The organism is Salinicola sp. JS01 (genome assembly GCF_030284585.1).
Taxonomy (GTDB): domain Bacteria; phylum Pseudomonadota; class Gammaproteobacteria; order Pseudomonadales; family Halomonadaceae; genus Salinicola.
This window is the reverse complement of the sequence record NZ_CP127244.1, coordinates 543,591-557,906: the sequence shown is the minus strand read 5'-3', so window position 1 is coordinate 557,906 and position 14,316 is coordinate 543,591. Positions and strand designations below refer to the sequence as shown.

The 14,316-nt window shown below is 68.6% G+C and carries 12 protein-coding genes; 7 read left to right on the top strand and 5 right to left on the bottom strand.

Annotated elements, in window-relative coordinates; genetic code table 11:
- Window positions 1–130: 130 nt before the first annotated feature.
- Complete coding sequence (purD, locus tag QO259_RS02725; protein ID WP_285951691.1) at window positions 131–1,438, bottom strand: phosphoribosylamine--glycine ligase; 1,308 nt, start codon at window positions 1,436–1,438, stop codon at window positions 131–133.
- 189 nt (window positions 1,439–1,627) lie between these two features.
- Here purD and QO259_RS02720 point away from each other — a divergent pair, with 189 nt between their 5' ends.
- A complete protein-coding gene (locus QO259_RS02720; RefSeq protein ID WP_285952724.1) occupies window positions 1,628–2,341 on the top strand; it encodes a 16S rRNA (uracil(1498)-N(3))-methyltransferase in 714 nt (237 codons plus the stop codon).
- 106 nt (window positions 2,342–2,447) lie between these two features.
- Here QO259_RS02720 and QO259_RS02715 read toward each other — a convergent pair whose 3' ends face one another.
- From QO259_RS02715 to QO259_RS02700, 4 genes are all read right to left on the bottom strand, one after another.
- Window positions 2,448–2,843 carry a hypothetical protein gene (locus QO259_RS02715; protein WP_285951690.1) on the bottom strand — a complete coding sequence of 132 codons (396 nt, stop codon included), beginning with the start codon at window positions 2,841–2,843 and terminating at the stop codon, window positions 2,448–2,450.
- On the bottom strand, window positions 2,840–5,104 hold the full coding sequence (gene flhF, locus QO259_RS02710) for a flagellar biosynthesis GTPase FlhF (protein ID WP_285951689.1): 2,265 nt from the start codon (window positions 5,102–5,104) through the stop codon (window positions 2,840–2,842). Before flhF ends, QO259_RS02715 begins: the two co-directional genes overlap by 4 nt.
- Window positions 5,105–5,307: 203 nt before the next feature.
- Window positions 5,308–6,660: a lytic murein transglycosylase gene (locus QO259_RS02705; RefSeq protein WP_285951688.1), complete on the bottom strand. Its 1,353-nt coding sequence runs from the start codon at window positions 6,658–6,660 to the stop codon at window positions 5,308–5,310.
- A 145-nt stretch (window positions 6,661–6,805) separates the two neighbouring features.
- Complete coding sequence (locus QO259_RS02700) at window positions 6,806–7,858, bottom strand: deoxyribodipyrimidine photo-lyase (RefSeq protein ID WP_285951687.1); 1,053 nt, start codon at window positions 7,856–7,858, stop codon at window positions 6,806–6,808.
- A 533-nt stretch (window positions 7,859–8,391) separates the two neighbouring features.
- On the opposite strand from QO259_RS02700, the gene QO259_RS02695 reads away from it, so the two are divergent.
- The 6 genes from QO259_RS02695 to QO259_RS02670 all read left to right on the top strand — a co-directional run bounded on the left by QO259_RS02695 (window position 8,392) and on the right by QO259_RS02670 (window position 14,281).
- Window positions 8,392–8,568: a hypothetical protein gene (locus QO259_RS02695; protein WP_164673545.1), complete on the top strand. Its 177-nt coding sequence runs from the start codon at window positions 8,392–8,394 to the stop codon at window positions 8,566–8,568.
- 287 nt (window positions 8,569–8,855) lie between these two features.
- The gene (locus tag QO259_RS02690) at window positions 8,856–11,660 is read left to right on the top strand and encodes a monovalent cation/H+ antiporter subunit A (protein ID WP_285951686.1); all 2,805 of its coding nucleotides are present in this window, start codon (window positions 8,856–8,858) and stop codon (window positions 11,658–11,660) included.
- The gene (locus tag QO259_RS02685) at window positions 11,660–12,010 is read left to right on the top strand and encodes a Na+/H+ antiporter subunit C (protein ID WP_035472348.1); all 351 of its coding nucleotides are present in this window, start codon (window positions 11,660–11,662) and stop codon (window positions 12,008–12,010) included. Before QO259_RS02690 ends, QO259_RS02685 begins: the two co-directional genes overlap by 1 nt.
- Window positions 12,007–13,521 (top strand): monovalent cation/H+ antiporter subunit D, encoded by a 1,515-nt coding sequence (locus QO259_RS02680; RefSeq protein ID WP_207031573.1) that lies wholly within the window; start codon window positions 12,007–12,009, stop codon window positions 13,519–13,521. The genes QO259_RS02685 and QO259_RS02680 overlap by 4 nt, the downstream gene beginning before the upstream one ends.
- Window positions 13,518–14,015, top strand: coding sequence for a Na+/H+ antiporter subunit E (locus QO259_RS02675; RefSeq protein ID WP_207031575.1), 498 nt, complete (start codon window positions 13,518–13,520; stop codon window positions 14,013–14,015). The genes QO259_RS02680 and QO259_RS02675 overlap by 4 nt, the downstream gene beginning before the upstream one ends.
- Entirely contained in the window at window positions 14,012–14,281 is a 270-nt protein-coding gene (locus QO259_RS02670) for a K+/H+ antiporter subunit F (protein ID WP_035472357.1), read from the top strand. Before QO259_RS02675 ends, QO259_RS02670 begins: the two co-directional genes overlap by 4 nt.
- Window positions 14,282–14,316: the final 35 nt, after the last annotated feature.

Genomic DNA, 14,316 nt, shown 5'->3' with positions numbered 1-14,316 from the left:
ATGGCCCTCGACACGGCCCGGGCCGCCGCGGGGCGGCAGGTCGCCGCGATGGCGTCGCGATATGGCTGTAGCTGCGGCATGGCGCTGGTTCCCCGATCCCGGTGCAGGTCGTGCCTGCACGCTGGGTTGATTAGCTGCGTGACGCGACGTCCTCGCGCTCACGCGCGATCGCCCGATGGGCGATGTCGCGGCGATACTCGGCCCCTGCCCAGGTGATCTCGGCGACGCCGGCGTAGGCCTGCTCGGCGGCGGCGGCCACGCTGTCACCCAGCGCGGTCACACATAGCACGCGCCCGCCGCTGGTGACGACGCGACCATCGTCGCGCTGCGTCGTGCCGGCATGGAACACCTTGCAGCCGCGCTGCTCGGCGGCTTCGAGGCCGTCGATCGCATCACCCTTGGCGTAGCTGCCGGGATAGCCGCCGGCCGCCATCACCACGCCGACCGCTGCGCGCGGGTCCCAGCTCCCTTCGGCGCGATCCAGACGCTGCGCCAGGGCAGCCTGACACAGTCCCACCAGATCGCCGTTCAGGCGCATCAGGATCGGCTGAGTCTCGGGGTCACCGAAGCGGCAGTTGTACTCGATCACCTTGGGCGCGCCGGTGGCATCGATCATCAGCCCGGCATACAGGAATCCGGTGTAGGGGTGCCCTTCCGCGGCCATGCCGGCGACGGTCGGGGTGATCACCTCGTCCATGATGCGCCGGTAGACCGCCTCGGTGACCACCGGGGCCGGCGAGTAGGCGCCCATGCCGCCGGTGTTGGGGCCGGCATCGCCATCGTAGGCGCGCTTGTGGTCCTGGCTGGTGGCCATCGGCCAGACGTGCTCGCCGTCGACCATGACGATGAAACTCGCCTCCTCGCCGTCGAGGAACTCTTCGATCACGACCCGCGCGCCGGCATCGCCGAAGGCGTTGTCCTCGAGCATGTCGCGGATCGCCGCGGCCGCCTCGTCACGGGTCATCGCCACGACTACGCCCTTGCCGGCAGCGAGGCCATCGGCCTTGATCACGATCGGTGCGCCGTGGCGGTCGAGATAGTCGAGCGCCGGGGCGACCTCGCTGAAGGTCTGGTAGGCCGCCGAGGGGATCGCATGGCGCGCCAGAAAATCCTTGGTGAAGGCCTTGGACCCTTCGAGCTGAGCCGCGCCGGCCGAGGGGCCGAAGATCGAAAGGCCCGCCTGCTGGAAGCGGTCGACCACGCCGGCCACCAGCGGCGCCTCGGGGCCGACGATGGTGAGTTCGACATCGTTGTCGCGGGCGAAGGCGATCAGCGCGTCGAAGTCCATGGCGTCGATCGCCACGTTGGTCAGCCCAGCCTCACGGGCGGTACCGGCGTTGCCGGGAGCCACGAACACCGTGTCGACCTGCGGCGACTGCGCCGCCTTCCACGCCAGGGCGTGCTCGCGCCCGCCGCCTCCTAGGATCAGAACCTTCATCACTCGCCTTTCGTTGCGCTGTCACCGAATATGGAAGAGGCATTATGTCAGAAAGGCCCGGGCCAGAAAGCCCCCGAGCGCATCGTGCCGGCTGCCGGCCGTCTCGCGGCGGGTGCGCAGTTGGCCGCGGTGCCCGCGCCTGAGGCACAATGGGCGCCCTTTCTCATTGCCGAGTGCCCCGCTGCCTGCATGAACCTGATTCTGCTCGAACCCGCCGACTGGATCGACGCCACCCACGCGCGCGTCTGCGATCCGCGTCGTCTGACCCATCTGCGCGAGGTGCATCGCGCCGCCCCCGGCGACAGCCTCACCGTGGGCGCACTCGACGGCGCCATCGGCCGCGGCGAGCTGCAAACGCTGAGCGCCAGCGAGGCAGTGTTCCACGTGCCCGCGCTCGACCGCGAACCGCCAGCGCCGCTGCCGGTGCATCTGCTGCTGGCGCTGCCACGCCCGCGCATGCTGGCGCGCAGCCTCGAACACATCGCGGCGCTGGGCGTGAAGCAGCTGACACTGCTGCACACGCGCCGGGTCGAGAAGAGCTACTGGCAATCGCCGGAGCTGCGCCCGGAGAAGATCCATCAGCATCTGGTGCTGGGGTTGGAGCAGGCGCGCGATACCCGCCTGCCCGAAGTGACCCTGGAGACCCGCTTCAAACCGTTCGTCGAGGATCGACTACCGGCGCTATTGACCGACCGGCGCGGGCTGATCGCCCATCCCGGTATGCCGCGGGCCTGCCCCCGCGGGATCGACGAGCCGACGCTGCTGGCGATCGGCCCCGAGGGCGGCTTCGTCGATTACGAGGTGGCCCGCTTCGAGGAAGCCGGGTGCGAGGGGGTCCATCTGGGTGAGCGCATTCTGCGCGTGGAGACCGCGGTGACCGCGCTGCTGGCGCGGCTGTTCTGATACCGGCGACGCCCCGGCTGAGCGGGAGTGACCAGCCTGAGCGGACGATGACCAGCCGCCTGCCTACAGCGACTGGCACAGCCACCTCAGGCGCGGCGGCGAGAGTTCAGGGCATCAGCCAGCTTGCCGGGTCCTGGCTGAGCTCGACCCCCAGAAAGCGCCGCGCGGCGACGCTCAGGTTGTCCAGCCGTGCCTGGCTGATCGCTGCCGACTCCAGATGCAACAGCGTCGGCAGCGGGCCGACATCCACCGCCATGCGCTTGAGCCAGCGGTAATCCAGGGTCGCGTCCACCGGCCGGCTCTCCACCCACAGCAGCGCATGCCCAGGTGCCGCGCGCGGCGCCTCGGCCAGAGTCACTGGCGCCCAGCGCCGCCCGCTGCGCTCGTTGAGCGAGCTCAGCAGACTCTCCAGCGCGCCGCGTCGCGGCTCACCCAGCACCAGCAGCGGCCAGCTTTCACGCTGGCGCTGCCAGGCGCGCAGCCCGGCGGCCTGATCGCTCACCCCTCGGCGGCCGTCGCCGCCCCGCCTGCGCCCTTGGCGCGGCGCAGGGTTTGGTGGGCGCTCAGCGCATCCATCAGGCCTTCGAGCAGCGCCTTGGGCCGCCGCCCGCAGCGGCGCTGGGCAATGTCCGACAGGCGCGCGCGCACGTCCGTGGCCCAGCCGGCTTCCGCCTGGGCCAGATGCAGCGCCAGCGCCGCCAGCGCGGCCGCGAGCTGCCAGCGGTGGGCGCGCTCCTCGAGCTCCGGGCGGCGCGTCTTGAGCAGCCGTTCGGCCTGCTGGGTCAGGCTGGGCAGGCCTTCCAGCGCCAGCGCCGCAGCCAGCCGCGAACCGCTGTCGAAGCCGGTGCGGGCGCTGCCGATCCAGAAACGCCGTCCCAACTGGCGGCCATCCGCTTCGTCGTGCCAGGTGCCTTCCCAGGCGATCACCGGCAGCCCCTCGCCATCGCCACGGCGCTTGGCCAGGGTGGTCTCGAGACGCTTGAGATCGAGGCGCGCCTGACGCCCGCGATGAAACAGGGTGATCCCCGGCTGCGCTTCACCCAGCGCCAGCGCCTCGTCCAGGCGCAGCCATTCGCCGCTGTGGCGCACCCGGCGGCTGGCGCTGGTGGCGGCGAGCCAGCTGCGTCGCTGCACATCGAGCCCGGCAAGCAGCTCGACATCCGGCAACTGGTTCAGCAGGTGCCACTCGGCACCCAGCGAGTCGGCCCAGGCAAAGCGCGCTTCGTCCCCCGCCGGCAGCTCGTGGCGCGGCCATACCAACGGCTGCGGCATGCCGTGGGCATCCAGCGCCACCAGCGGCATGGCCTGCCCCTGACCGCGCACCGGGGCCGGCTTGGACCACCACAGCGCGCGCGGCGCGCCCTCCCCGCGTAGCCCGGCCTGACGGCTCGCGCTCATCAAGCGCGCCGCAAAGGCGCTGTCGGTGCCGTGGTTGCACGGCCAGGCGTGCTCCAGCCAGGGCATCCCCTGGACCTGCCGACGCAGCGTGGCGAGCATGGTCTCCAAGGCCTCGCCCTGGCGCAGCACGCCCTGGGAGAGCGCCTGCTGACGCGCCTGGGCCGGCGCCGCCGGAGCACTGCCCGCGGCACGCGAGAACGGCGACTCGCCGCCATGGTCGAGCGCTTCACGCAACAGCGCTTCGCGATCCACCGGCTCCAGATCTTCCGGCACCCGCTGCCCGCGCGAGAGATAGCAGAGCTTGAGCCCGTGGCGCATCAGCACGTCCAGCACCGGCCCCAGGCGCGCGGCCTCGTCGAGCTTGGTCAGAATGCAGCCCCACAGCGGCTCGCCAGCCTCCTGCGAGGCGCGCTGCCACGCCTCGACCACCTGTTCCAGGGTATCGCCGTGACGCGCGGCATCGAGCACCAGCAGCCGGCGCACGCTGACCGGTGCGGCGCCGAGGCGGGCGATCTCGCCCATCAGGCGCTGGTCGCGCTGGCTCATGCCGACGGTGTCGATCACCATCATGCGCTTGCCGCCGGAGCGCCCCATCAGCCCGCGGCGGGGTTGGGCCAGACGCCCCAGCAGTGCCCCCAGGTCGCCCTGTTCGTCGAGCGCATGCACTTCCACACCGAGCAGGCGCGCATAGATACGCAGCTGCTCGGCGGCGCCGATACGGTAGCTGTCGGTGGTCACCAGCGCGGCCTCCCGCGGGCCGTGACGCATCACGTAGCGCGCCGCCAGCTTGGCCGTGGTGGTGGTCTTGCCGGCACCGGTGGGGCCGACCAGGGCGAACAGCCCGCCGGCCTCGAACAGCGCTTCTTCGCTGTCCAGCACCTCGAGTCGCGCCGCGAGCTGGCGTTCGAGCCACGCCTGCCAGGCAGGCGTCTCGGCCTCCTCGGCGGACTCGTCGAGCAGCGACGCCGGCAGCGTCTCGAGCAAGGTTTCGCACAGCACGTGGCTGAAACCGGCCTGGCTCAGCTGACGCAGGATGGCATCGCGTACCGCCTGGCCCGGGGCAGGCGCAGGCGCCGCGCTCTCGCGCAGCAACGCCCGCATGTCCTCGAGCATGCGCCGGTTGAAGGCTTCCCAGGCTGCCGGCGACTCGGCCGCGGCGCTCTCGCTCGCCGGCGTGCCGTCGCTCTCGCCTTCGCCCGCGGGCCCGGCCAGCGCCTGGGCATGGGCCTGCTCGGACATGGCGACGATCTCGACGCCACCGTCGACGACGCGGTTGGATAGGATCAGAACGTCCTCACCCAGAGCCTGGCGTATCTGACGCATGGTCTCCCGGGTGTTGGCACCGGTGAATCGCTGCACTCCCATGACTCGCCTCACGGCGCCGCGACGAGCGATGCACGAGGGCATCGCGCCGCGGCGCTCTCAAAACCGATGAAAGCGCCGAGTGTGACACGGGGTGGCGGGTGGCAAACAGTGGAAAAGACGCCGAATCGCGATCCATTCAGCACCCGCCACGCCGACCACGCGGGTCGAGGTGGCAGGTGCCGTCGCCGACGGAACGACCGCCGTCAGGGCGTCTCGAGGCGCTGTATCAGTGCCTGGGTGGGGTAGCCGTCCGGGGTGACACCGATCGAGCGCTGGTAGGCGCGCAGCCCGGCCCGGGTATTGGGGCCGACCCGCCCGTCCGGCGTGCCGACGTCGAAGCCTCGCGCATTGAGCGCCTGCTGCATCTCGCGCACCTGGGTCCGTGACAGCGCCGGCTCCGAACGCGGCCACTGCCCCTGGATGCCAGGCCGCCCGGCGATGCGATCGGCAAGCGTGGCGACCGCCAGGGCATAGCTGGTGGAGGCGTTGTAGCGCATGATCACGCGGAAATTGGGCCCGACCAGAAACGCCGGCCCCTCTGCCCCGGCCGGGGCGATCACCGAGGCCTCGGCGAAATCGGGTAGCGCCCCGCCGCCGACCCGCGCCACCCCCTGGGCCGCCCATGCCTGGCTCGAGTGGCGCACCGAGAGTTCGGTCTGGGCGTAGTCGAACCCGGCCGGCAGGGTCACCTCCGCACCCCAAGGCTGGCCGCGCTGCCAGCCGGATTTGGCCAGATAGTTGGCGGTGGAGGCCATGACATCGGGAATGCTGCCCCAGATATCGCGCCGACCGTCACCGTCGCCATCCACGGCGTAGGCGAGGAAGCTCGAGGGGATGAACTGGGTGTGGCCCATGGCGCCGGCCCAGGAGCCGCGCATGTGATCGCGATCGATATCACCGTTCTGCAGGATCTTGAGCGCCGCCATCAGCTCGCCCCGGGCGAACGCCTGGCGGCGCCCTTCGTAGCCCAGCGTCGAGAGCGCATCGATGGTCTCGAAACTGCCGAAATTGCTGCCGTAGTTACTCTCCACGCCCCAGATCGCGACCACGATGCTGCCGGGTACGCCGTAGCGCTGCTCGATGCGCTCGGCCAGCGCCTGATGGGCCGCCAACTGCGCGCGCCCGTTGGCGACACGCTGATCCGAGACCGCGCTGTCCAGATAGCTCCACACCTGGCGGGTGAACTCGGGCTGGGAGCGGTCGAGCTCGATCACCCGCGGCTGATAGGTGGCGTGGTCGAAGGCCTCGGCAAGGGTCGCCTGATCGATGCCCTCGCTGGCGGCCTGACGGCGGAAGTCGGTGACCCAGGTATCGAAGCCGGCACGCGCCTGCGGCGTGACCTGCTCGGCATCGGTGTCGGCGCGGGGCGTGGTGCTGGCACTCGCCGCGACGCCGGCCTTGTCGTTGGCCTCTGACGTCGGCTCGGACACCTGGGCGGCAGTGTCGGGCGCCTGGCTCGACGCCGGGGTGGCGGCCACGCTCTGACAGCCGACCAGGGCCAAAGAGAGGCAGAGAGAGAGGGGCAGGGACCCTTTGAGGGGAGCAGAACGCGTCACGATGCACTTCCTTTATGCTGGGAATCCTCGCGCCCCGCCTGGCAGGCGTTGGCGTCAGCCCAGTGTAGCGCATCCCGCGCGTTCCCCGCGTGCCCCCCGGCGTCGCGCGTCGGGGGCGGCGAGTGCAGACAGGATCCCCCAATAACTAGTAGCGATCAAACCACGACCCTGAACCACGCCGCGGCGCCGCCGCGGGCGTCGGCTCCCGGTGGCGCGGTGTTTTCTCGCGCAGTGTCTCTTGGCGCAGCACGGTCACGGACCCGGCCGACTGCACATGGGGCGCGCCTTCGGCGCGCAAGAGACCGGGCTCGCTGCCACCGGAAGGGTCGATGCACGCGGGCTGGAAACGGCTGACGTCGGCGCCATAGACCTGCTGGCGGCGCAGATACTCATGCCACAAAAGCTCGTGGCGCAGATCGCGCTGAGGATGCTCGGCCCCGGCCGTGATCTCCATCCGCTCGCACAGCGCGTAAAGCTGACGCGCCGAGACGCAGCCCAGCGCGCGCCAGCGCAGCAGCTCGCGCACATCCTCGGAATCCCATTCGCCCGGCGCGTCACGCAGCTGGCGCAGGCGTGCCTGGGCCGCCGGTTCGCCCCCCGACATCATGCCCGCCAGCGGCTCGACGTCGCCGAGCAGGCTGCCTAGGGGCGGCAACCCGCGTGGGCCATCCTGCGGCCAGGGCGGCAGCGTGAACGGCTGCCCTGGGCTCCTCGGCGCCAGGGCGCTCCTGCCCCGCGAGCGGTCGACGAACTCGCCGAAGGAGAGCTCACGTATCTCGGTGTCGTCATGATGGGCGGGAAACAGTGGCGAATCTGGCAGCACGCAGAGCTGATCCGGCGCCAGCGCCGCCTGCACCCGCCGGGTGGTGGCACACTCATTGGCACCCTCCATGGCGTGGGTGATCACCCGCTGAGCGCCGACTTTCTGGGCCAGCCGCGGCAATAGCTGCGCGGGCTCGCCGACACACACCAGCAGGTCGCTGCCTCGAGTCAGCAACGTGCCGCGCAGATCGATCAGGCTCTGCCACAGGAGTGACCACTGAGGCACGATCTGCGCAGACGCCGTGCCGTCCAGCCAGCTGGGTTCGAGCACGAAGACACACAGCATTGCTTCCGCGTGCGGCTCGACCGCCAGCAGATCGTTGTCGCTCAGGCGCAGATCGCGCCGAAACCAGATCAGATCGCAGGAAGATTCCATGACGCAGCCTCCAGACTCGCGGGCCGTCCGCGCGGCCATCTAGGCGCCCGCCTGCCGCTGCCTCGGTGCTCGATTTCCGCTACTGGCGTTCCCCTTCTGGTAGATAGCGCCAGCCCTCAATATTTGTACAAAAACTATCACCAGGCAGGCAATATGTACAACGAAACTGCCGCAAGCCGCCTATGGCTCCCCCTCGGGCGGCGTGATACAGTCGTTAACGAGTTCCGGCTAAATCAAGCGAATATCCAATACTTTCAAGCGCTTCGGAGCCCAATGCGCAGAATTGCGCGGCCCCGGGACGTTCATGACCGAGCCCAGACCGTGCGCGTGTGTCGTACTCGGGAAATGTTTTGACTCGCGCCGCGTATTCGAGCAGAACACTTCCCTGGCACGACACACAACGAGCTTGACCCGCGTTCCACGAGAGAACGCCGCAGCCCCGGCGACGCCGGGCGCCCCTGCACGAACAGCGCTTTTCGCGACACGCCCATAGAAGTGCGAGCAGAAAAGCGCTCATAGAGAGGAGAGACACCATGCCGGGCCACATGCCTAGCCAGCTGTCGCTGACATGCGCGACCTGCCGTATCGGTGCCCAGACTCCGTCGTCCCACGCAGGCATACTCGCCCTGGAGGGCCGCACCCCGGCGTGGATGCTGGCACCCCGTGGTGCACGCCGCCCTTATCTGACCGATCCGCCCCGCCTGATCTGAGACCGCTTGCGGCCCGTCACCTCGTGGCGGATCGCGTGCGCCAGTCGCCGCCGGCCATCGGCGGAAAGCGTGCCGCTGCGGCGGCCCAGTTCATCCGACCAACGTGTATCTCGAGGTGCGAAGCGCCAGCGCCGAGGCGTGGACGAGTCCCTGGGAGTGGGCGAGATCGCCTACACTAGGACCGCCGGGCGCCGTCACACCGGCCCCTCGACGTACGCAGAGAGTCAGCCCGAGCCACCTGGTCTCGTCGGCTGTCCGTTCGGGTCCTTGAGAAGAGCGACAACTTCATGTCATTGCCGCTGATCGTGCTGCTGCCCCTATTGGGCAGCCTCATACCGCTGTTGAGCTCCAATCGACAGCGTAATCTCAATGCGGGGTCGACCGCGATTCTGCCAGCCGTGGCGCTGGCCATCGCGCTCTACCACGCGCCCCGCGTGCTCGCCGGGGAGATCCCCCGCTTCAGCCTCAGTTGGGTGCCACAGCTGGGGCTCGACCTGGCCTTCCGGCTCGACGGGCTGTCGCTGCTGTTCGTGATGCTGATCCTCGGCATCGGCCTGCTGATCATCCTCTACTCGCGCTACTACCTGGCGCCCGAGGACAGCATGCCGCGCTTCTACGCCTACCTGATGCTGTTCATGACCTCGATGCTGGGCATCGTGATGGCCGACAACCTGCTGCTGCTGTGGGTGTTCTGGGAGCTGACCAGCCTCTCCTCGTTCCTGCTGATCGGCTACTGGTACAAGCAGAGCGAGGCGCGCCGCGGCGCGCGCATGGCGCTGACGGTGACCGGCATGGGCGGGCTGGCGATGCTTGCCGGCTTCCTGCTGGTCGGCCATATCGTCGGCACCTTCGATATGCAGACGGTGCTCGACAGCCGCCAGCTGATCCAGGCCGACCCGCGCTACCTGCCAGCGCTGCTGCTGATCCTGCTCGGCGCCTTCACCAAGTCGGCTCAGTTCCCGTTCCACTTCTGGCTGCCGCACGCGATGTCGGCCCCCACGCCGGTCTCCGCCTTCCTGCACTCGGCGACCATGGTCAAGGCCGGCGTGTTCCTGCTTGCGCGTCTGCACCCGGCGCTTGCCGGCTCCCAGCTGTGGCTCTACATCGTCACCCTGACCGGCCTGGTAACGATGATCTACGCCGCCTACTTCGCCCTGCTCAAGTACGATCTCAAGGGCGTGCTGGCGTTCTCCACCGTCAGCCATCTGGGCATGATCACCATGCTGTTCGGGCTCGATAGCAAGCTGGCGGTGATCGCGGGGCTGTTCCACATCATCAACCACGCCACCTTCAAGGCGTCGCTGTTCATGTCCTCGGGGATCATCGATCACGAGACCGGCACCCGTGACATCCGCAAGCTGAGCGGGCTGCGTCACAGCATGCCGATGACCGCGGCACTGGCCGGGCTGGCGGCGGCATCGATGGCCGGCGTGCCGCTGCTCAACGGCTTCCTGTCCAAGGAGATGATGCTGACCGAGGCGCTCGGCAGCGGTATCCTCGGCGGTCTGGCGTGGCTGATTCCGGTGCTGGCGACCCTCGGCAGCGTGCTCTCGGTGGCCTACTCGCTGCGCTACGTGCGTAACGTCTTCTTCGGCCCGGCGGCCACGGATCTGCCCAAGACGCCGCATGAGGCGCCCTTCATGATGCGCCTGCCGATGTTGCTGCTGGTGGCGCTGTGCGTGCTCATCGGTCTGCTGCCGGCACTGATGGTGACCGGTATTCTCGAAGCTGCGGGCCAGGCGACGATTCTCGCGCCGCGCCCGGAACTGCATCTGGCGATCTGGCACGGCTTCAATCTGCCGCTGTTGATGAGCGCCATCGCCCTGGCCGGCGGGGTCGCCATCTACAGCGTGCGCCGCACCCTGTTCAGCTTCCAGCGCCAGTTCCCCCAGCGCAACGCGCTGATGCTGTTCGAATACGCCGTGCGCCAGCTGCTCGGCGCCACCCAGCGCGGCATCGACCGCCTGGAGAACGGCTCGCTGCAGCGCTACATGCTGTGGCTGATCGTGGTGGTACTGTTCCTCACCGGCAGCGGGCTGCTCGATCTCACCCAGCTGAAGGGCGAGCTGCCGCTCAAGCCGCTGGATGGCCTGTTGGTGGTGGGCGCGGCGATCACCATCCTCGCTGGCCTCGGCACTGCCGTGCTGCATCGCCGCCGCCTGGTCTCGCTGATGATGCTCTCGGTGGTGGGGCTGATGGTGTCGCTGGCGTTCGCGCGCTTCTCGGCACCGGACCTGGCGCTGACCCAGCTGGCGGTCGAGGTGGTCACGGTGATCCTGCTGATGCTGGCGCTGTTCTTCCTGCCCCAGCGCACGCCCAAGGAGTCGAGCGGCGGACGCATCGTGCGCGACGTGCTGCTGGCAGCCAGCTTCGGCGGCATCGTCGCCAGCCTCAACTACGCCCTGCTGACACGCTCGCTCGACAGTATCTCGGGCTACTTCCTGGCCAATAGCGTCAGCGGCGGCGGCGGCCACAACGTGGTCAACGTCATCCTGGTCGACTTCCGCGGCTTCGATACCCTGGGCGAGATCACCGTGCTGTGCATCGCCGCCATCGGTATCTACAAGCTGCTCAACCGCCTGCGTCTGTTCATGCCGTCGAGCGATAGCGAGGGCCGGCCGTGGTCGAAGGATCTGCACCCGATGCTGCTGGCCACGGTCTCGCAGAGCCTGCTGCCGCTGGCGCTGCTGGTGTCGGTGTTCATCTTCCTGCGCGGCCACAACGAGCCCGGCGGCGGCTTCATTGCCGGCCTGGTGACCGCGGTGGCGCTGATCCTTCTGTACATCGCCCGCGGCGTCGACTGGGCACAGCAGCGCCTGACCTTCCAGTACCAGCCGATCGCAGTGGTCGGGGTGGTGATCGCCGCCCTCACCGGTCTCGGCAGCTGGCTGTTCGGCCATAACTTCCTGACCTCGGCGTTCGGTCACTTCGCGATTCCCTATATCGGCGAAGTGGAGCTGGCCACTGCCATGCTGTTCGATCTCGGCGTCTATCTCACCGTAGTCGGCGCGACGCTGATGATCCTGGCCAACCTGGGCAAATTGACCACGCGTCACCGGCCCAGCAAAGAGAACGAGAAGGAGACCGTCTGATGGAAGCGCTCTTCGCCACCGTAACCGGCTTTCTGGCGGCCAGCGGTCTCTACCTGGCCCTGCGTGGACGCACCTTCCCCGTGGTCGTGGGGCTGACGCTGCTCTCCTACGCGGTCAACCTGTTCCTGTTCTCCACCGGCGGCCTCACCACCGACGGCGCCGCGGTGATCCAGGATGGCAAGACCCACTATGCCGACCCGCTGCCCCAGGCGCTGGTGCTCACTGCCATCGTGATCGGCTTCGCCATGACCGCGTTCTCGGTGATCCTGGCCATGCGCGTGCGCGGCGACCAGGGCAGCGATCAGGTCAACGACCAGCGCGGCGATGACGCCAGGGAGGAGAAGTCGTGATGCAGCATCTGATCATCCTCCCCATCCTGCTGCCGCTGTTCACCGGGCTCGCGATGCTGATCAAGCGCGACGCCACCATGCAGCCACGGCGCACCATCGGCCTGGTGAGTACCGCCCTGCTGGTGGTGATCAGCGTGGCCCTGGTGGTCGAGAGCAGCAACGGCCAGATCAGCTACTACGCCCTGGGCGATTGGCAGCCACCGTTCGGTATCATCCTGGTGCTCGATCGCCTCTCGGCGCTGATGGTGTGCCTGACCAGCGTGCTCGCCCTCGGCAGCCTGGCCTACGCCTGCGCCGGCGACGACAAGAAGGGCAGCAACTTCCACGGGCTGTTCCAGCTGCAGCTGATGGGGATCAACGGCGCCTTCCTCACCGGCGACATGTTCAACCTGTTCGTGTTCTTCGAAGTGTTGCTGATCGCCTCCTACTCGCTGCTGATGCACGGTGGCGGCAAGGATCGTACCCAGGCGGGCTTCCACTACGTAGCGCTCAACCTGGCCGGCTCGGCGATGTTTCTGATCGCGCTCGGCGTGCTCTACGGCACCACCGGCACGCTCAACATGGCAGACATGGGCCAGCGGGTCGCCCAGCTCGACCCCGAGCGCCTGGGGCTGCTCAAGGCCGGGGCCTTCCTGCTGCTGGTGGTGTTCGGGCTGAAGTCGGCGATACTGCCGCTCTACTTCTGGCTGCCGCGGGCCTATGCCAGCGCGCCGGCGCCGGTGGCGGCGCTGTTCGCGATCATGACCAAGGTGGGGATCTACGCCATTCTGCGCGTCTACACCCTGATTTTCGGCGATAGCGCCGGCGATCTGGCCAACTTCGTGCAACCGTGGCTGTGGTGGTTCGCCCTGGCGACTATCGCCCTGGGCGGGATCGGCGTGCTCTCGGCACGCGACCTGCGCACCCAGGTGGCCTATCTGATCCTGATCTCGGTGGGCACCCTGCTGGCCGGCGTGAGCATGGACCGCGTGGCGTCGCTCTCGGCGCTGCTCTACTACATGCTGCATACCACCCTGGTCAGCGGCGGTCTGTTCCTGCTCGCCGACGCCATCGCCGATCAGCGCGGCAAGGCTGGCGCGCGTATCGTGCCCGGCCGCGGCGTCACCCAGCCGGCGCTGCTGGGGCTGGCCTACTTCGTCGGCGCGATCACCGTGGTCGGCCTGCCGCCGCTGTCCGGGGCGATCGGCAAGGCGCTGCTGCTCGACGCGGCACAGCCGAGCGAGCAGCCGTGGCTGTGGTCGCTGCTGCTGCTGTCGAGCCTCGCCGGGCTGGTAGCGATGGGCCGCAGCGGCTCCACCGTGTTCTGGAAGGCGGGCAAGGCCGACCCCGAGGGGTCGCGGCTCAAGCCGAGCATGCTGGCAGGACTCGCCCTGCTGCTGGGCGCCTCGCCGCTGCTGGCGATCTTCGCCGGCCCGATCACCGAATTCACCCAGGCGAGCGCCGCACAGCTGCTCGACCCCAGCGCCTATACCCAAGCGATCCTCGCCCCGACTTCTGGAGGTGGCTCATGATTCCTCCCGTACGCTGGCTGCCGATGCCGGTGTTGTCGCTGCTGCTGCTGCTGGTATGGCTGCTGCTGCAGCAGAGCGTGGCCCTCGGCCAGTGGCTGCTGGGCGGCGTGCTGGCCGTGGTCATCCCGCTGCTGTGCCGCCCGTTCTGGGAGCGCCAGCCACGCATCAAGCATCCGCTCAAGCTTTTGCACTACGTGGGCCGGGTGCTCAAGGACATCGTGGTGGCCAACCTCGAGGTCTCCAAGCTGATTCTCGACCCGCGCGGGCGCATGCGCCCGGCATTCGTCGAGTATCCGCTGACGCTGACCGAGAACTTCCCCATCACCATTCTCGCCAGCACCATCACGATGACCCCGGGCACCGTGTCGGCCCACCTGCGCCTGGACAATCGCACGCTGCTGATCCACGCCCTCGACGTGGCCGATATCGACGGCCTGATCGCCGAGATTCATCAGCGTTACGAACGCCCGCTCATGGAGATCTTCGAATCATGATCGCTACCGCGCTGTGGATCGCCCTGGCGCTGTTCAGCGCCGCTATCGCGCTCAACTTCTATCGCGCCGTGATCGGCCCCAGCCTGCCCGACCGGGTACTGGCGGTCGACACCATGTACATGAACTCGATCGCGCTGATCGTGCTGTTCGGCATCTGGGTCAACAACAAGGACTACTTCGAGGCGGCACTGCTGATCGCCATGCTCGGCTTCGTCAGCACCATCGCCGTGTGCAAGTACCTGCTGCGCGGCGACATCATCGAATAGCCAGCGCCACCGAATGGCCGGCACCATCGACTAGG